The organism is Frondihabitans peucedani, from assembly GCF_039537585.1.
GTDB classification, from domain to species: Bacteria; Actinomycetota; Actinomycetes; order Actinomycetales; family Microbacteriaceae; genus Frondihabitans; species Frondihabitans peucedani.
On record NZ_BAABAU010000001.1, the window covers coordinates 270,564 to 287,162 of the forward strand.

General features: G+C 70.5%; 15 protein-coding genes and 1 tRNA gene. 10 read left to right on the forward strand and 6 right to left on the reverse strand.

The window, feature by feature from the left end:
- Positions 1 to 49: 49 nt before the first annotated feature.
- The 3 genes from ABD733_RS01270 to ABD733_RS01280 are packed head-to-tail and all read right to left on the reverse strand — an operon-like array spanning position 50 to position 2,759.
- Positions 50 to 1,006, reverse strand: a complete 957-nt coding sequence (locus ABD733_RS01270) for an FKBP-type peptidyl-prolyl cis-trans isomerase (RefSeq protein ID WP_344793235.1) — start codon at positions 1,004 to 1,006, stop codon at positions 50 to 52.
- Between the two features lie 2 nt (positions 1,007 to 1,008).
- Positions 1,009 to 2,040, reverse strand: a complete 1,032-nt coding sequence (locus ABD733_RS01275; protein ID WP_344793236.1) for a tRNA (adenine-N1)-methyltransferase — start codon at positions 2,038 to 2,040, stop codon at positions 1,009 to 1,011.
- Complete coding sequence (locus ABD733_RS01280) at positions 2,037 to 2,759, reverse strand: HAD family hydrolase (protein ID WP_344793237.1); 723 nt, start codon at positions 2,757 to 2,759, stop codon at positions 2,037 to 2,039. The genes ABD733_RS01275 and ABD733_RS01280 overlap by 4 nt, the downstream gene beginning before the upstream one ends.
- A 118-nt stretch (positions 2,760 to 2,877) precedes the next feature.
- Here ABD733_RS01280 and ABD733_RS01285 point away from each other — a divergent pair, with 118 nt between their 5' ends.
- Positions 2,878 to 3,798 carry a proteasome assembly chaperone family protein gene (locus ABD733_RS01285; protein WP_344793238.1) on the forward strand — a complete coding sequence of 307 codons (921 nt, stop codon included), beginning with the start codon at positions 2,878 to 2,880 and terminating at the stop codon, positions 3,796 to 3,798.
- Positions 3,799 to 3,867: 69 nt separating this feature from the next.
- On the opposite strand, the gene mshC is transcribed toward ABD733_RS01285, so the two are convergent.
- From mshC to ABD733_RS01300, 3 genes are read right to left on the reverse strand one after another with little or no spacing between them, the layout of a single operon-like run.
- On the reverse strand, positions 3,868 to 5,106 hold the full coding sequence (mshC, locus tag ABD733_RS01290) for a cysteine--1-D-myo-inosityl 2-amino-2-deoxy-alpha-D-glucopyranoside ligase (RefSeq protein ID WP_344793239.1): 1,239 nt from the start codon (positions 5,104 to 5,106) through the stop codon (positions 3,868 to 3,870).
- Positions 5,106 to 5,948: an undecaprenyl-diphosphate phosphatase gene (locus ABD733_RS01295; RefSeq protein ID WP_344793240.1), complete on the reverse strand. Its 843-nt coding sequence runs from the start codon at positions 5,946 to 5,948 to the stop codon at positions 5,106 to 5,108. Before ABD733_RS01295 ends, mshC begins: the two co-directional genes overlap by 1 nt.
- A gap of 16 nt (positions 5,949 to 5,964) precedes the next feature.
- Positions 5,965 to 7,275, reverse strand: a complete 1,311-nt coding sequence (locus tag ABD733_RS01300; protein WP_344793241.1) for a M20/M25/M40 family metallo-hydrolase — start codon at positions 7,273 to 7,275, stop codon at positions 5,965 to 5,967.
- A 116-nt stretch (positions 7,276 to 7,391) separates the two neighbouring features.
- Here ABD733_RS01300 and ABD733_RS01305 point away from each other — a divergent pair.
- The 9 genes from ABD733_RS01305 to ABD733_RS01345 all read left to right on the forward strand — a co-directional run bounded on the left by ABD733_RS01305 (position 7,392) and on the right by ABD733_RS01345 (position 16,551).
- A tRNA-Leu gene (locus ABD733_RS01305) sits at positions 7,392 to 7,476 on the forward strand.
- Positions 7,477 to 7,680: 204 nt separating this feature from the next.
- A complete protein-coding gene (locus ABD733_RS01310; protein WP_344793242.1) occupies positions 7,681 to 8,658 on the forward strand; it encodes an aldo/keto reductase in 978 nt (325 codons plus the stop codon).
- 98 nt (positions 8,659 to 8,756) lie between these two features.
- Positions 8,757 to 9,050 carry a hypothetical protein gene (locus ABD733_RS01315; RefSeq protein ID WP_344793243.1) on the forward strand — a complete coding sequence of 98 codons (294 nt, stop codon included), beginning with the start codon at positions 8,757 to 8,759 and terminating at the stop codon, positions 9,048 to 9,050.
- Positions 9,051 to 9,152: 102 nt separating this feature from the next.
- A complete protein-coding gene (locus tag ABD733_RS01320; protein WP_344793244.1) occupies positions 9,153 to 10,478 on the forward strand; it encodes an NAD(P)/FAD-dependent oxidoreductase in 1,326 nt (441 codons plus the stop codon).
- 800 nt (positions 10,479 to 11,278) lie between these two features.
- Positions 11,279 to 12,838 (forward strand): sugar transferase, encoded by a 1,560-nt coding sequence (locus tag ABD733_RS01325; protein ID WP_344793245.1) that lies wholly within the window; start codon positions 11,279 to 11,281, stop codon positions 12,836 to 12,838.
- Positions 12,838 to 14,037, forward strand: coding sequence for a glycosyltransferase family 4 protein (locus ABD733_RS01330; RefSeq protein ID WP_344793246.1), 1,200 nt, complete (start codon positions 12,838 to 12,840; stop codon positions 14,035 to 14,037). The genes ABD733_RS01325 and ABD733_RS01330 overlap by 1 nt, the downstream gene beginning before the upstream one ends.
- The gene (locus tag ABD733_RS01335; protein ID WP_344793247.1) at positions 14,034 to 14,867 is read left to right on the forward strand and encodes a CDP-alcohol phosphatidyltransferase family protein; all 834 of its coding nucleotides are present in this window, start codon (positions 14,034 to 14,036) and stop codon (positions 14,865 to 14,867) included. Before ABD733_RS01330 ends, ABD733_RS01335 begins: the two co-directional genes overlap by 4 nt.
- Positions 14,864 to 16,099, forward strand: coding sequence for a P-loop NTPase family protein (locus tag ABD733_RS01340; RefSeq protein ID WP_344793248.1), 1,236 nt, complete (start codon positions 14,864 to 14,866; stop codon positions 16,097 to 16,099). The genes ABD733_RS01335 and ABD733_RS01340 overlap by 4 nt, the downstream gene beginning before the upstream one ends.
- On the forward strand, positions 16,096 to 16,551 hold the full coding sequence (locus ABD733_RS01345; protein WP_344793249.1) for an FAD synthase family protein: 456 nt from the start codon (positions 16,096 to 16,098) through the stop codon (positions 16,549 to 16,551). The genes ABD733_RS01340 and ABD733_RS01345 overlap by 4 nt, the downstream gene beginning before the upstream one ends.
- Positions 16,552 to 16,599 lie beyond the last annotated feature (48 nt).

Sequence of the window (16,599 nt, forward strand, 5' to 3'; positions counted from 1 at the left end):
TGCTGGTGCCGGTAGCCGGCGGGCAGCCTGCACAGCCTATCGGTTCGGGCTAGGACACCTTGCCGAGGATGTCGACCACGAAGACGAGCGTCGAATCAGCAGGGATCCCGGTCTGCGCGTTCGAGCCGTAGCCCTCCTTCGGCGGGATCGTGAGCAGCACCTGCGAGCCCACGGTCTTGCCCGAGAGGCCGTCCACCCAGCCGGGGATGATCGAGCCGGTCGTGAGGGTCGCGACGAACGGCTGCTTCTTCGCCCACGAGGAGTCGAAGACCGTGCCGGTCTTGTACACGGCGCCCGTGTACTGGACCATGATCGAGTCGCCCTTGGCGACCTTCGAGCCGGAGCCCTTGATCAGCGTCGTGGCCTTCAGCGTCGTCGGCGGGGTCGCCTTCGACACGGTGATCGTCGGGGTGCCGTTCTTGGCGACCTTCACCGTCGACTCGCCCGCGACGGGCTTCTCGGCCGTTCCGGTGGCCTTCGCGGGGAACGCCTTCAGGATGTCGGCCACGAAGACGACGGAGTCTTTCGCGCCGATCTTGTACTGGCTGATCCCCTGGCCGTTCGTGCTGTCTTTCGCGCTGCCGGCGATCGCGATCCGGTCGCCCACGTGCGAGCAGACGAGACCCTCGCTGAGCGCGTTCAGGCTCTCGCCCTTCCCTGCCACCAGGTACGTGCCGCTCGAGGTGTAGTCGGTCGCGGTCGCCTTCTTGCCGGTGGCGCCGTCGTAGAGGCTGACCTGGAAGACGACGGGCTGACCCGCCTTGACGAGCGAGCCCTTGCCCTTGACGATGGTCGACTTCTGCGTGGTCTTCGTCGTCAGCTTCTTCTCGAACGACACCTTGGGCGCCTTGCCGACGGCGCCGGTCGCCTTGATCGAGTCGGAGACGCTTCCGGACGACGTGCCGCAGCTCGCCGAGGTGTCTTTCGACGACGAGCAGCCAGCGAGGCCGAGGGACACCAGCGCGCCCGCGGTCGCCGCGATCGCGAGCGTCTTGGTGATCTTCATCTTCACAGCGGGGTGTCCTGTCCGGTGGGGGTCGTGGGGGTGCCAGGCGTCTGGGCTCCGGCCGTCGCCTTCGCGGCGGCGTCCTGAGCCTGACGGGCTGTCTTGCGGAGCTTCTTCGGGCTGGCCGTGCGGTCGCCGAGAGCGCCGGGCGTCCAGAGCTCGACGTCCTCGTCGCTGAAGTCCGACTTCGAGGCGCGGCGCTTCAGCTCGGGCAGGACCGCGCCCGGAGCCAGACGGCGGGCCGTCATGAGGAACCCGGTGTGCGCGATCATCCTGTGGTCGGGTCTCACCGCGAGCCCCTCGACGTGCCAGGACCGCACGAGGGTCTCGGAGGAGTCGGGCTCGGTGAACAGGCCCGACGCGCGGAACGCCTCCGCCGTGCGGGAGAGCTGCGTCACCGTCGCGATGTAGCAGACCACGAGGCCGCCGGGCTTGAGGGTCTCGGCCGTCGCGGCGACGCACTCCCACGGGGCGAGCATGTCGAGGACGACGCGGTCGGCGGTGCCGGGCTCGACGACGCCGGGGAGCTCGTCGACGAGGTCGCCGACGGTGATGCTCCAGTTGTCGGGGCTGGCGCCGAGGAAGCTGGTGACGTTGCCCTGGGCGACGTCGGCGAACTCCTGCCGCCGCTCGAACGACGCGAGGCGGCCCTCGGGGCCGATCGCGCGGAGCAGCGACAGCGAGAGCGCACCGGATCCGACGCCCGCCTCGACGACGGTGGCGCCGGGGAAGATGTCGGCGAAGGTGACGATCATCGCCGCGTCTTTGGGGTAGACGATGGCGGCGCCGCGCGGCATCGACATGACGAAGTCGGCCAGGAGCGGCCGGAGCGCGAGGTACTCGTCGCCGGTCGTGCTGACGAGCACGGAGCCGTCGGGCAGTTCGACGACGTCGTCGTGCCGGATGATGCCCCGGTGCGTGTGGAACTCGCCTCCGGGGGTCAGGGTGATCGTGTGCATCCTGCCCTTGGGGCCGGTCAGCTGCACCTTGTCGCCCCAGAGGAACGGGCCGCTCTGGCGGCGGAGCGCGCTCACGCGTCGCCCTCGGGCAGGTCGGCGAGGAGGCGGCCGCGCGACAGGATCTCGCGGAGGTCGTCGAGACGGACGCCCTCGAGCGTCGCGCGGTGCACGAAGTCGCCGTCGGTCCGCAGCGGGGCGTGGTGCTCCACGCCGATCGCGGTCGTGCCGGCGGCCACGGCGGACGCGAGGCCGGTGGGGCTGTCCTCGATGGCGATGCAGGAGGACGGATCGACGCCGAGGGCCTCCGCCGCGCGGAGGTAGGGGTCGGGGTGCGGCTTCGCGTGCTCCACCTCGTCGCCCGCGACGACGACGTCGAACGCGTCGAAGTCGACGGCGGCCGCGATGTGGTCGGCCATCCGGCGGATCGACATCGTGACGAGGGCCGTCTTGATGCCGGCGTCGCGCACCTCGCGGAGGAGCTCGCGCGCACCGGGCCGCCAGGGCAGGTGCTTCTCGATCGAGACCAGGACGTCGTCGGTCATCCGGTCGATGATCTCCTGCTCGCTCAGCTTCACGCCGTGCTCCTGGAGCACCCGCGCCGAGTGCCACAGACCGGAGCCGATCAGCGAGTCGCCGTCTTCCCTGCTCCAGCTGCCGCCGTGCTCGGCGACGAGCACCACCTGCGACTCCTGCCAGTACGGCTCGGTGTCGACCAGCGTGCCGTCCATGTCCCACAGGACGGCGTCGGGCAGGGGCAGGTCTCGGCCGGCGGCTGCGGAGATGGTTTCGGTCACGACGATCGAGTCTAGGCGCAGCGCTGATGGGCGGCGACCTCGACGGGTCGCCGCACGGTCTATCGTGGAGGGTCAACGCGCGAGGGACGAACCGGTGCCTGCGCAGTGAGGAACTCAGGTGTCGCCAACGTCACGCTTTGCCGAGGGACGGCTGCTCGTCGTCGCGTTCGAGGGCTGGAACGACGCCGGCGAGGCCGCCAGCAACGTCGCGCGCTCCCTCGTCGACTCCCTCGACATGACGACCCTGGCCGAGCTCGACGGCGAGGCCTACATCGACTACCAGTTCAACCGGCCCGAGGCTGCCCACGACGACGACGGCGCCTCGATCCTGGTCTGGCCCCGCATCCTGCTGCACGGCACCCCCGCCGTCACGAGCCCGGTGCTCGGAATCGACGGCTCCCTCGAGACCTCCGACTCCGCCGCCGACGGCGGCCTGCTCGTGCTCCTCGGAGCCGAGCCGTCGCGCAGCTGGCGGAGCTTCGCGGCCGAGGTCGTCGACCTCGTCGACGTCCACGACGTGACCGGCGTCGTCTTCGTCGGCGCCATGCTCGCCGACGTGCCGCACACGCGGCCGATCTCGATCTACGTCGGCAGCGAGAACAGCGACGTCCGGGGCGAGCTCGGCGTCGAGCGGAGCACCTACGAGGGCCCGGTCGGAATCCTGTCCGTCCTGGCCCAGGCCCTCGAGGCCGCCGGCGTCCCCACCCTCTCGATCTGGGCCTCCGTGCCCCACTACGTGCACAACGCGCCGTCGCCCAAGGCGTCGCTCGCGATCCTCGAGAAGGTCGAGGAGATCACGGGCGTGTCCATCCCCCGCGGCGACCTCGTCGAGGAGGCGGCGGCCTGGGAGAGCGGCATCGACGCACTCGCGGCCGACGACGACGACATGGCCGGCTACATCGAGCAGCTCGAGCAGGCCCGCGACACCGTCGACTCCCCCGAGGCGTCCGGCGAGGCGATCGCGCAGGAGTTCGAGCGCTACCTCCGCAAGCGCGACGGCAAGTCGGGCGACGACCCCTGGCGGCCCTCCGCCTCCTAGGCCGGTCCCCTCCGCCCCAGGCGGGCGACCCCGAGGGCACGGAGCCCTCGGGGTGGCTGCACGACCGACCTAGGCGCGGAGGTCGATGCCGAGCAGGGCGTCGACGGCGTCGAGGTCGACTGTCGTCGGCACGGCGCCGGACGCGACGCTCCGCTCGACCGCCTCGACGGCCCGAGGCGTGTCGAGGTCGTCGCGGAGGGCCTGCCGCAGCTCCGCGAGGAGCGGCGTCTCGGCGTCGCCGTCCGTCGCACCGGCAGCCCAGCGCGACCAGTGCGACAGACGGGCGATGGCGCCGAACACGTCGTCGTCGAACCACTCCCAGTCGCTCCGGTAGTGGTGCTGCAGGAGGGCGAGGCGGATCGCCCGCGGGTCGACCTCCTCGGCCACGAGCTCCGACACCTTGACCAGGTTGCCGAGCGACTTCGACATCTTCTCGCCCTGGTAGGCGACCATGCCGGCGTGCGCGTAGTGGGAGGCGAACGTCTCGCCCGTGAGCGCGGTGCCGTGGCCGGCGCTCATCTCGTGGTGCGGGAAGACGAGGTCGGAGCCGCCGCCGTTGACCGACACGGGCCTGCCGAGGTGCCGGAGCGCGATCACCGTGCACTCGATGTGCCAGCCCGGGCGCCCCTCGCCGACCGCCGACGGCCACGACGGCTCGCCCTTCCGCGCCGAGCGCCAGAGCAGCGGATCGAGCTCGCTGCGCTTGCCGATCCTGGCGGGGTCGCCGCCGCGCTCGGTGAAGAACCGGAGCATCGTGTCGGCGTCGAGACGGCTCTCGATCCCGAGGTGCCAGGAGGTCGACGAGGACGCCCCCTCGACGTCGAAGTAGAGGTCGTCGCCGGCGTCGGAGTCGGGCGTCTCGACGCGGTACGCGAGACCCTTCTCGACCAGCGCCGCGACGGCGTCGGCGATCGGCTCGACGACCTCGGTCACGGCCGTGAAGTGATCCGGCGGCACCACCCGGAGGTGCTCCATGTCGGAGCGGAACAGGTCGGTCTGCGACTCGGCGAGCTCGCGCCAGTCGACCCCGGTGGCCTCGGCGCGCTCGAGCAGGGGATCGTCGACGTCGGTGGTGTTCTGCGCGTAGACCACGTCGACGCCGGCGTCGCGCCACACGCGTCCGAGCGTGTCGAAGGCGAGGTAGGTGGCCGCGTGTCCGAGGTGCGTCGCGTCGTAGGGGGTGATCCCGCAGACGTACAGCTGACCGCCGGTCGTCTCGCGGGCCTCGCCGGTGGCCGTGTCGAACAGGACCGGCACGGGGCCGCGTCCGGGGAGGCCGGGGATCCGCGGTGCGCTCCAGGAGCGCATCAGCCGATCACCCCGGTGCCGAGGAGCACGAACAGGACGATGCCGAGCACGATCCGGTAGACGACGAACGGCAGGAAGCTGCGCTTCGAGATGTAGTTCATGAAGAACGCGATCACCACGAAGCCCACGAGGAAGGCCACCACGGTCGCGGCGATCGTGTCGCCCCACGAGAAGGGGTTGTACGCCGAGTCGTGGACGGCCTGGTACGTCTCGAAGAGACCGGAGCCGAAGACGGCCGGGATCGCCAGCAGGAACGAGAACCGGGCGGCAGCCGGACGCGTGTAGCCGAGCGCCAGACCGGCGGACGTCGTCGCGCCCGAGCGCGAGACGCCGGGGACCAGCGCGAGCACCTGAGCGATGCCGATCGCGATCCCGTGACCCCACTTCATGTCCTCGAAGCGAGCCGCCTTGCGGCCGAACACGTCGGCGGCGGCCAGGACCAGGCCGAAGACGATCAGGACCGAGGCGAGCAGCCACAGCGAGCGGAACTCGTTCGCGATGAACTTCTGGGTCAGGACGCCGACGAGCACGATCGGGACGGTGCCGATGATGACCAGCCAGCCCATCCGGACATCCTGGTCACGCCTGTCGACCTTGCCGAAGAGCGCCAGGAACCAGCGCGAGACGATCCGCGAGACGTCTTTCCAGAAGTAGATCAGGACGGCGAGCTCGGTGCCGAGCTGGATGATCGCGGTGAAGGCGGCGCCCGGATCGAACTCCTTGCCGGCCGCGTGCGGGAAGAAGAGCCCGACGAGGCGGATGTGACCGCTCGACGAGATGGGCAGGAATTCCGTCAGCCCCTGGACGAGGCCGAGCAGGAGCGCCTGGAGGAAGTGTTCCACGTGGCGAGGAGACCTCTCAGTAGGTGGCGAGGAGATCGCGGAGCACGCGACTGCCAAATGTTAGTGCCGAAAGCGGGACCCGCTCGTCGACGCCGTGGAACATCGCCGGGAAGTCCATCTCCTCCGGCAGCCGCAGCGGTGCGAAGCCGTAGCCCTTGATGCCGAGGAGGCTGAGCGCCTTGTTGTCGGTGCCGCCGCTCAGGAGGTAGGGCAGCACGGGGGCTCCCGGGTCGTGACGGCCGAGGGTCGACACGATCGACTCCACGAGCGGGCCGCCGAACTCCGTCTCGAGGCCGATGTCGGTGTGCATGGTGACGATCTCGATGTCGTCGCCGACGAGGCTCTGCACCTCGGCCAGCACGTCCGCCTCCTGCCCCGGCATGCAGCGGATGTCGATGAGGGCCTCGGCCGTGTCGGGCACGACGTTGTGCTTGTAGCCGGCATCCAGCTTCGTCGGGTTCGTCGTCACCCGGAGGCTCCCCCGGATGAAGCCCGACGCCGTGCCCGTCTTCAGGACGAGCTCGTCGGGGCTCGTCGTCTCGGGATCGACGTCGAGGATGCGGGCGACCTCGCGGAGGAGCTCCGTCGTGGTCCCGGTGAGCTCCACCGGCCACTCCTGCCGGCCGAGGACCGCCACGGCCTCCGCGAGGCGGGTGACCGCGTTGTCGCGGATCATCTGCGAGCCGTGACCCGCCGTGCCCCGCGCGATCAGCTTGATCCAGATGAGCGCCTTCTCGCCCGTCTGCAGCAGGTAGGCGCGCTTGCCCTCGATGAACGTCGAGTAGCCGCCGACCTCGCTGATCGCCTCGCCCATGCCCTCGAAGACCTCCGGGTGGTTCTTCACCAGGAAGTGCGAGCCGAGCACGCCGCCGGCCTCCTCGTCGGCGAGGAACGCCACCACGAGATCGCGCTCCGGCTGCTCGCCGCTCCGCAGGATGTCGCCGACGCTCGTCAGCATCATCGCGTCCATGTTCTTCATGTCGACGGCCCCGCGGCCCCACAGCATGCCGTCGCGGACCACTCCCCCGAACGGATCGACCGTCCAGTTCGCAGGATCCGCGGGCACCACGTCGAGGTGGCCGTGGACGACGAGCCCCGGCTTCGACCGGTCCCGGCCCTCCACCCGCGCCAGGACGCTGTGGCGCCCCGGCTCCGACTCGAACATCTGCGGCGACAGCCCCAGGCCGCTCAGGTGCGCCTCCACGTACTCGGCCGCATCCGTCTCGCCGTTCGACCGGCCGTCACCGAAGTTCGTCGTGTCGAAACGGATGAGATCGCGAGCGATCCGCGCGGTCTCGTCCAGCGAGTCGTCGTCGAGTTGCGTCATGCCACCACGCTACCCGGACGCCGGAGCGACCAGCGACGGGCCCTGTGCCCCGACGTGTCAGAGCGGCCCCCCGAGTCGTGCTAATGTCTTCGAGGCGGTTACGCCGCACAACACTCGTCCGGGTGGCGGAAATGGCAGACGCGCTAGCTTGAGGTGCTAGTGCCCGTATAGGGCGTGGGGGTTCAAGTCCCCCCTCGGACACGAACAAATAGAACGGCTCTGCCCCACGGGGTGGGGCCGTTTTTGTTCGTAGTGCCTTCTGGCCGCCTCCGGCGGCATGCGGCCCTTCGGGCGCAGAAGAGGTGAGGCCCGCCAGGCCCGAGTGGCACGGGGGCCGCGGACGCTTCGCTGAGCTGCCGGGTGCGCGGTCGCTCCGCTCCGCGCCGGGGGTGTAGACCGGGAGGCATGGACTACGTACGACTCGGAAACAGCGGCCTCGAAGTATCGGCGATCACCCTCGGCATGATGAGCTACGGCGATCCTGCGCGGGGAGGCCACGAATGGAGCCTCCCCGAAGAGGAGAGCCGGCCCTTCATCCAGCGGGCCCTCGAAGCGGGCATCACCACCTTCGACACCGCCAACGTGTACAGCGACGGCTCGAGCGAGGAGATCACCGGCCGCGCGCTCGCCGACTTCGCAAAGCGCGACGAGGTCGTCATCGCCACCAAGCTCAACGGCAGGATGCGCCCCGGCCCCAACGGCGCCGGCCTCTCGCGCCTCGCCGTCATGACCGAGGTCGACAACAGCCTCCGCCGCCTCGGCACCGACTACATCGACCTCTACCAGATCCACCGCTTCGACCCGCTCGTGCCCGTCGAGGAGACGATGGAAGCGCTCCACGACGTCGTGAAGGCCGGGAAGGTGCGCTACATCGGCGCCTCCTCCATGTACGCCTGGCAGTTCGCGAAGATGCAGTACACCGCCGACCTCGGCGGCTGGACCCGGTTCGTCTCCATGCAGGACCAGTACAACCTCATCCAGCGCGAAGAAGAGCGGGAGATGCTGCCCTTCTGCCTCGACCAGGGCGTCGGCGTCCTGCCCTGGAGCCCCCTCGCCCGCGGCCGCCTCACCCGCGACCCCGACGAGACCACCGCCCGCAGCGAGACCGACCTCTTCGGGAAGACGCTCTACAAGCAGCAGGAGGAGAGCGACCGCAGGATCATCGACGCCGTCACCTCCGTCGCCTCGGCCCGGGGTGTGCCGCGGGCGCAGGTCGCGCTGGCCTGGGTCCGTCAGCAGGACGCCGTCACCTCTCCCATCGTCGGCGCCACGAAGCCGCACCACCTCGACGACGCGGTGGCGAGCGTCGACCTGGTGCTGACCGACGACGAGCTCGACGCCCTCGAGTCGCCCTACACGGCACGCGGCGCCGAGGGCTTCTGATCGCTCCGTCCCACTCCCTCACGTCGCCCTCCGGAGGGTGCATAGTGGATCCAGCGCGGAGGGCGACGGTGCCCGCCGGACGACGAACGGAGCCGACCGTGACCGAAGACGAGCAGAGCGACCAGTCGCAGGACGACCGCAACGGCGATCACAACCAGGCGCAGGCCGCCCAGACCGGGCAGAAGCAGACCGACGCGGCCACGGACGCCCCGCTGAACGGCGGCGAGCACGTGGAGTCCGGCTCGTACACCGGCACCCACGAGCACGGCGTCGACTACGACGGGGCCTTCACCGACAGCGAGATCCCCGAGGACGACATCGCGCCCGGACAGACCGAGGCCGACCGAGCGGGCTTCGAGGGGTCGTACACCGAGAGCGAAGGCACGGAGTAGCGCTGCCGACCGGCCCGGCCGGAGCGCCCTCGAGGGCGGTCTCCGGCCGGTGTTCGGCGTGCGGTGCGCGAAGCGGCTCCCTCGCGGAGTAGCGTCGACCCCATGACAACACGAATCGTTATTCTGGGTGGTGGTTCGGCGGGTCTCCACACCGCGCTCGCTCTGCAGAAGAAGCGCCCGCCGCAGAGTGCCAGCATCACGGTGATCGACCCGAGCCCGTACATGACCTACCAGCCGTTCCTGCCGGAGGTCGCCGGCGGTCACATCGATCCCAGAGACGTGACCGTGCCCCTCCGCAAGACCCTCCGCCGGTCGAAGTTCATCCAGGGCGCGATGACGGGCATCGACACGGCCGCGAAGAAGGTGACCGTCGCCCACGTCGACGGCCGCACCTCCGACGTCGCCTACGACCACCTCGTCGTCGCGATCGGCGCGGTCACCCGCACGTTCCCGACTCCCGGCCTCGCCGAGAACGCGGTCGGCTTCAAGACCGTCGAGGAGGCCTCGTACGTCCGCAACCGCATGCTCAGCAACATCGAGAAGGCGGCGGCGACCGACGACCCGGCCGAGCGCGCCAAGCTCCTCACGATCCTGTTCGTCGGCGGCGGCTACACCGGCGTCGAGGCTCTCGGAGAACTAAACGACGCGGCCAACGCGGCCGTCGACCAGTACCCGAACCTCTCCCGCCACGAGCTCCGCTTCGTCCTCGTCGAGGCCCTCGACCGCGTCGCACCCGAGGTCGGGCCCGAGCTGTCGAAGTGGACCCTCGGCGCTCTCCGCGCCCGCGGCATCGACATCCGCCTGAAGACCACGATGCCGTCGTGCGAGAACGGCGACTGCGTGCTCAGCGACGGCGAGACCGTCCCGGCCGGCACCATCGTCTGGACGGCCGGCGTCAAGCCGAACCCGGCCCTCGACGGCACCGACCTCCCCCGCGGCCCCAAGGGCCACGTGAACGCGAACGCGAAGCTCGAGGTCGTCACCGAGGATGGAAAGCGCGTCGACGGCGTGTGGGCCCTCGGCGACAACGCGCAGGTCCCCGACCTGACCGCTGCCAAGCAGCCGGCGTACTACCCGCCGAACGCGCAGAACGCCGTCCGTCAGGCCGTGACCGTCGCCGACAACATCCTGGCGTCCATGGCCGGCGAGCCGCTCGTCGAGTACCGCCACGAGTCGGTGGGGACCGTCGCCAGCTACGGCATCGGCAAGGGTGCCGCCCTCATCCAGGGCGTGCACCTGAAGAACGTGCTTGCCTGGCTCGCGCACCGCGGGTACCACCTGCTCGCTATGCCGACCTACACGCGCAAGTGGCGCATCCTGACCGGCTGGATCACGAACTTCGTGTCCGGCCGCGACGAGACGACGCTCGAGAACATGAACGACCCCCGCTCGCAGTTCGTCTCCCTCGCCGGAGGCGTCAAGAAGTAGCTGTCGGCGCTGTGTGGAGGGCCCTCGTCGCGATCGCGGCGGGGGTCCTCTTTCGTCGGTGACCAGGCGGCAGACATCCGGTGAACGCACCGGGGCCGAAGCCCCGCCCAGTTCACCCGTCTCACCCGTTCGCGCAACCCGGGGTACAACCTCTGAGGTCATTCGAGGGGACTCCCTGCGACGCCCGGATCCCTTGATCATGAAGGTTTTCAGCCGAGATACTTCTGCCTGACGAGGCCTATCCACGCGGATCCCCATGAATCCGGGCGTCAAGAGCAGACCAGACCGAACCGGATGGTCGTGCCTGTGCCGAGTCGACGACGGGTGCCGCCGAGAGAACCCCCGAATCGGAGCCACTCACCCGTTCGGGGGTGACACTCACCCGTTCCGCTCCCCCCGCGAGGGGGGTGCCGAGTCCCCCAAAGTGGGGTCATGCCGGGGAGGGTGCCGATGGCATACGTTCGCTTCAGACGCACCGCAGGGTGTGGACAGAGATCACACCCGAAATGTCGATCTCGAACCCGTGAAGCACCCGAACCTTCCCGAATCGTCGACTCGCAAGCGAGCCTCGAGACCAGCCGTACCCGACGGCCCTCACAGGATCAGAACGCAGTCGTCACCCGAGCAGCCGGCCGACACCCGATCCTTCGGCCGTCAGCTCGATCCCCGGTTCCTGGACGTACCCGAATCGCGCCCAGGAGCGAACGCACCGCCTACCCGAACCCGAGATCCATGCTTACCCTGCTCATTTCTCGTACGCCTCCGCGTACCCTCGACCGCCCCGAATCGGACGAGGAATCATGACCGGCATCAGCCGCGACGTCGGCGAGAGCCGCCGTGTCAGCTGGCCCGCGTCTGCGCGGCAGTCGAACGCGGGATGGGTGGATCTCGGCGAACGGGTGGGCGGTGCCGAAACGGGCGCCTCCTGGGCCATCCGCTACCGCCGCCGCCTCCTCGCGTCCGACGCGGTCATCATCACCGCCGCCGTCGTCATCGCCTCCTTCGTCGAGGCCGTCCGCGGAGGCCTCGACAAGACCGCTGCGGGCCTCGCGACCGCGTCGACGCAGCCCCTCCTCGAGACGATCGGCTACCCCGTCGGCATCGGTGTCCTCTGGGCGCTCTGCCTCGCCTTCCAGCGCACCCGCGACCTGGCCGTCGTCGGCACCGGCGCTGCCGAGTACAAGCGCGTGCTCAACGCGACCGTCCTGACCTTCACGCTCATCGCCCTGGTCATCTCGATCACCGGCCACGAGAGCATGCGCGCCTACTTCTTCGTGGCGCTCCCGGGCGGAGCGCTCGGTCTCATCGGCTCGCGCTACGGCCTCCGCCGGTGGCTCCTCCACCAGCGCCGCCTCGGCAACTTCCTGTCGCGGGCGATCGTCGTCGGCTCCCGCGCCGACGTGCGCTACGTCATCGACAGGATCGACGAGAAGCCCGGCGCCCTCTACGACGTCGTCGGCGCGGTGGTCGACGACGACGACCCCTCCGGGATCCCGTTCGGGTCGCGCGTCGTCCCGATCGTCGCGGGCCTCGACGACGTCTCCCGTGCCGTCTGGAAGCTGTCGGTCGAGAGCGTCATCGTCGCCGGCGACCCGCGGCACGGCACCGACTACGTCCGCGACCTCGGCTGGAGCCTCGAAGGCCGCGCCACCGAGCTCGTGATCGCGTCGCGGCTGGCCAACATCGCCGGCCCGCGCATCCACTTCCGTCCCGTCGAGGGACTCCCCCTCATGCACGTGGAGCTCCCCCAGTTCGACGGTCCGAAGCACGTGATGAAGCGCGCCACCGACGTCGTCCTGTCCGGTCTCGGCATCCTGTTCCTGCTGCCCCTCATGGCCGTGATCGCCCTGATGATCCGCGCCGAGGGCGACGGACCGGTGCTGTTCCGCCAGGAGCGCGTCGGCCGCGACGGCCAGCACTTCACGATGCTGAAGTTCCGCACCATGGTGGTGGACGCCGAAGCGCGCCTCGCCGACCTGCAGGCGCTGTCCGACGGCCAGGGACTCCTGTTCAAGATGAAGGACGACCCCCGGGTCACCCGCATCGGCAGGATCCTGCGGAAGTACTCCCTCGACGAGGTCCCCCAGCTGTTCAACATCTTCCGCGGGACCATGAGCATCGTCGGGCCCCGCCCGCCGCTGCCCACCGAGGTCGAGGGCTACGCCGACCACGTCCACCGCCGCCTGTACATCAAGCCCGGCCTGACCGGCATGTGGCAGGTGGGCGGACGCAGCGACCTCTCGTGGGAGGAGAGCGTCCGGCTCGACCTCTACTACGTGGAGAACTGGTCGATGACCGTCGACTTCGTCCTCATGTGGCGGACCGTCAAAGTGATCCTGCGGCCGGAGGGGGCCTACTGATGACTCAGATTCCATTCACCCAGGACGCCCTGGCGCCCGGCTTCCGGCGCGGCGGACGACGCGGCCGCGTGCTGATCGTCCATTCCTCCGACGAGATGTACGGCTCCGACCGCATCGTGCTCGAGGTCGTCGCGGAGCTCGTCGCCGACGACTCCCTCGACGTGACCGTCTGGCTGCCGAGCGACGTCGCACCCGGGCCGCTCGGCCCGCGCCTCCGCGAGCTCGGAGCGCGCGTCGAGAGGCAGCCCCTCCCGATCCTGCGCCGCCTGAAGCTCACCCCCGGCGGCTTCTTCCGCCTCGGTCGCGACGCCGTGAAGACGCTGTCGCGCCTCCGCGGCCGCCGCTTCGACCTCGTCTACTGCGCTACCAGCGCCTGCCTGCCCGTCGCACCCCTCGCCCGCCTCGCCGGGATCCGCAGGGTGATCGGGCACCTCCAAGAACCATGGGGAAGGAAGGACCGGGTAGGTCTTCGTCCCCTGGCAAACGCGTGCACCGCCCTCGTGGCGGTCTCGCGTTCGGTCCTCGGCGCGTCGGGTCTCGCCGAGGACCCGCGGGCGGTGGTGGTGCACAACGGTGTTCCCCATCGCTCGCGTGAGCTTCCCGCTGCCGCGCCCGAGCACGGACGGCCCCACTACGTCGTGGCGAGCCGCTGGAACCCCCACAAGGGCCACGGCACCCTGCTCAAGGCGTGGGAGAAGGCAGGATGCCCGGGTGAGCTCGTGATCCTGGGCGCCGTGCCTGCCGCGGGCCTCGGCGTCGACGTCCCCGCGCTCGTCCGCGAGCACGTGTCGAGGCCGGAGACGGTCCTCGTCGTCGGCGAGGTCGACGACTCCACGCCGTACCTTCAGGCGGCCGACGCCGTCGTGCTCCCGACCGACACCCTCGAGGGCTTCGGCCTGGTCACCGTCGAGGCGTTCAGCGAGGGCCGCCCGGTCATCGCGAGCCGCTCCGGCGGGCCCGAGGAGGTCATCACCGACGGCGAGACCGGCTGGCTGTTCGACTGCCAGGACGTCGACGCGCTCGCGACCCTGTTCTCGACCCTCGACGTCGAGTCGCTCGCTGCCGCCGGCAAGCGCGCCGAGCAGGTCTACCGCGAGGAGTTCACCCCCGAGCGGATGCGCCGGAGGATCGGCGCCGTCGTCGACGGCGAGCTCCACCGCACCGGACGCCGCACGTCTCCCCTGGCGGTGGCCTCGTGAGCCGCGCTGCCGGAGGCGAGACCTACGCCGGCTCGCTCGCCCGCCTGTCGACCGCTCAGAAGGGCTCGAGCGGCGCCCCCGCCTACTCCCGCTTCATCAACCGCCGCCTCGGCCGCTACCTCGCAGCCGGCGCCTACCAGCTCGGCATGACGCCGAACCAGGTGACGGCCGTCAGCGCCCTGTTCACCTTCGCGGGCATCGCCGTGATCGCGTTCGTCCCCACGACGATCTGGTCGGCCGTGGCCGTCGTCCTCCTGCTCGTCATCGGCTACGCGCTCGACTCCGCCGACGGGCAGCTCGCCCGCCTCCGAGGCGGCGGCAGCCCCGCCGGCGAGTGGCTCGACCACGTGATCGACGCGACGAAGATCGGCGTCCTGCACCTCGCGGTGTTCGGGAACTGGCTCCGTGAGCCGCAGGGCCGCGAGGCCGTCCTCGGTGTGCCCCTCGCCTACGAGGTCGTCGCCGCGGTGGCGTTCTTCGCGATCGTCCTCACCGACCAGCTGCGACGGGCCCAGCACGTCCGGACGGGCATCCCCACCCGCGGGAGCCGCCGCACCAGCGCGCTCTACTCGCTGGCGGTCGTCCCGACCGACTACGGCCTCATGTGCCTGGCCTTCGTCCTCCTGGCCTGGCCGCTCGGCTTCACCGTCGTCTACATCGCGTTCTTCGCCGCCAACACGCTCTACCTGCTGCTCGCGCTGCCGAAGTGGTTCCGCGAGCTCAAGGGCCTCGGCGAACTGCCCGACGCCGGCGCGGCGTCGGCGTCCGCCGCCTCCGACACCGGCCTCGCCGCCTCCGACACCGGCCTCGCCGCTGAGGCGCGTCCGTGACGGCCACGCCTCGCGACCGCACCGGCTTCTTCGACCTCGTGGCGCAGCTGCGGTCGAAGTGGGCCATCGTGGTCGCGGGCGGCCTCCTCGGGCTCGTCGTCGGCGTGATCGTCTCGCCCGTCGGCGGAGGCGTCGCGGGGCAGGACGCCGCGCGGTACGTCTCGCTCCTCATCCTGCTGGTCGCGGCCCTCGCCGGGCTCGTGGTCGGATTCGTCGTGGGGCTCGTCCTCACGTACCTGCAGCCCCGTGTCACGACGGCCGACGACGTCCGTCGTGTCACGGGGCTCCCCGTCCTGGCCCAGCTGCCCGCCTACATCGTCGACGCCGACGACTTCGACGAGCGCGCCACCTCGAGGCGCATGCGGACCTCCCTCCGCGAGGCGGTCATGAACACGCGTTCGCTCGCCGGCGGAGTCCTGCCGAAGCGACTCGTGGTGGCCCGCACGGACAGCGCAGCGGAGTCGAGCGGGGTGGACGGCGGTCTCGCGCGCGCTCTCGTCGAGAGCGGCTTCGTGCCGGCGCTCGTCCAGACCGACTTCGAGTCGCGTCTGCTCGTCCGTCCCTCCACGGTCGACTTCGGCACGACGAGCATCGGCGACGAGGGCGAGATCGAGCGTCCCGACGCGGCCGGGTACCAGCGCGTGCCGGTGCCCGACCGGGTCGCCTCCGCTCGCCCGGCCGACCGGACCGGAGAGGTCGACGACCTCCTGGATCTCCTCGGCGACCGCTACGACGTCACCGTCGCCCAGGCCGCCAGCAACTCGTTCCCGGTGCCGCTCCGCGGGATCGCGCCCGTCGCCGACGCCGTCCTCCTCGTGGTCCGGTCCAACCGGACGACCGTCGAGGGGCTGCTCTCGCTCTACGGGGAGCTGCTGAGCCTCGGCGTCGCCCCGCTCGGAGTGGTCATGACCGGCGTGGCGGCACGGCACCGCGTCCTGCTGCGGCAGACCTGGGTGCCGTCGGACTTCCGCGAGAGCGCCGCTGCCGGTGCCTCTCGCGCCGGCGCCGCTGCTGCCGTGCCGGCCGCGGTGCCGGCCGGCGTGCCGGTCGCGGTGCCGGTCGGCGTGCAGGTCGCGGTGCCGGCCGGCGTGCCGGTGTCGGCTGCCGCCGTGGTGGTGCCCGGGGATCCTGCACCGGCCCGCTCCGGGTTCTCCATCGCCGACCTGGCGACCCTCGCTTCGAACACCTCGGCAGGCGCAGTGCCCGCCGACGCCCGAAAGGACAAGTCATGACGAACTCCCCCCGGGTCGGCTACGCCGCCGGCGCCTACGACCTGTTCCACATCGGTCACCTGAACCTCCTCCGGCACGCGAAGTCGCAGTGCGACTTCCTGATCGCCGGAGTCGTCGCCGACGAGATGCTCGAGCTCACCAAGAGGATCTCGCCCATGGTGCCGCTCGCCGAGCGCCTCGAGATCGTGGAGCACATCGACTACGTCGACCGCGCCTACGCCGAGACGGTGCCCGACAAGATGGATGTGTGGCGCGAGCTGCACTTCGACGTCTTCTTCAAGGGTGACGACTGGCGGGGCACCGAGAAGGGCCTGAAGCTCGAGCGCGAGTTCGCCGAGGTCGGCGTCGAGGTCGTCTACTTCCCGTACACGATGTCGACGTCGAGCACGGTGCTGCGTCGTGCCGTCGCTGCTCTCGACGGCGTGCGCCTCTCCTCCACAGGCGGCGAATAACAGCGCAGGATCCCGCGGCCTGTGGAGAGGCCCGGCACCGGACGGCGA

Excerpts from the sequence above, each read along its gene's own strand:
- ABD733_RS01325 (WP_344793245.1), top strand. The coding sequence starts at position 11,279 with ATGACCGGCATCAGCCGCGACGTCGGCGAGAGCCGCCGTGTCAGCTGG.
- ABD733_RS01310 (WP_344793242.1), top strand. The coding sequence starts at position 7,681 with ATGGACTACGTACGACTCGGAAACAGCGGCCTCGAAGTATCGGCGATC.
- ABD733_RS01270 (WP_344793235.1), bottom strand. The coding sequence starts at position 1,006 with ATGAAGATCACCAAGACGCTCGCGATCGCGGCGACCGCGGGCGCGCTG.
- ABD733_RS01330 (WP_344793246.1), top strand. The coding sequence starts at position 12,838 with ATGACTCAGATTCCATTCACCCAGGACGCCCTGGCGCCCGGCTTCCGG.
- mshC (WP_344793239.1), bottom strand. The coding sequence starts at position 5,106 with ATGCGCTCCTGGAGCGCACCGCGGATCCCCGGCCTCCCCGGACGCGGC.
- ABD733_RS01300 (WP_344793241.1), bottom strand. The coding sequence starts at position 7,275 with ATGACGCAACTCGACGACGACTCGCTGGACGAGACCGCGCGGATCGCT.
- ABD733_RS01320 (WP_344793244.1), top strand. The coding sequence starts at position 9,153 with ATGACAACACGAATCGTTATTCTGGGTGGTGGTTCGGCGGGTCTCCAC.
- ABD733_RS01345 (WP_344793249.1), top strand. The coding sequence starts at position 16,096 with ATGACGAACTCCCCCCGGGTCGGCTACGCCGCCGGCGCCTACGACCTG.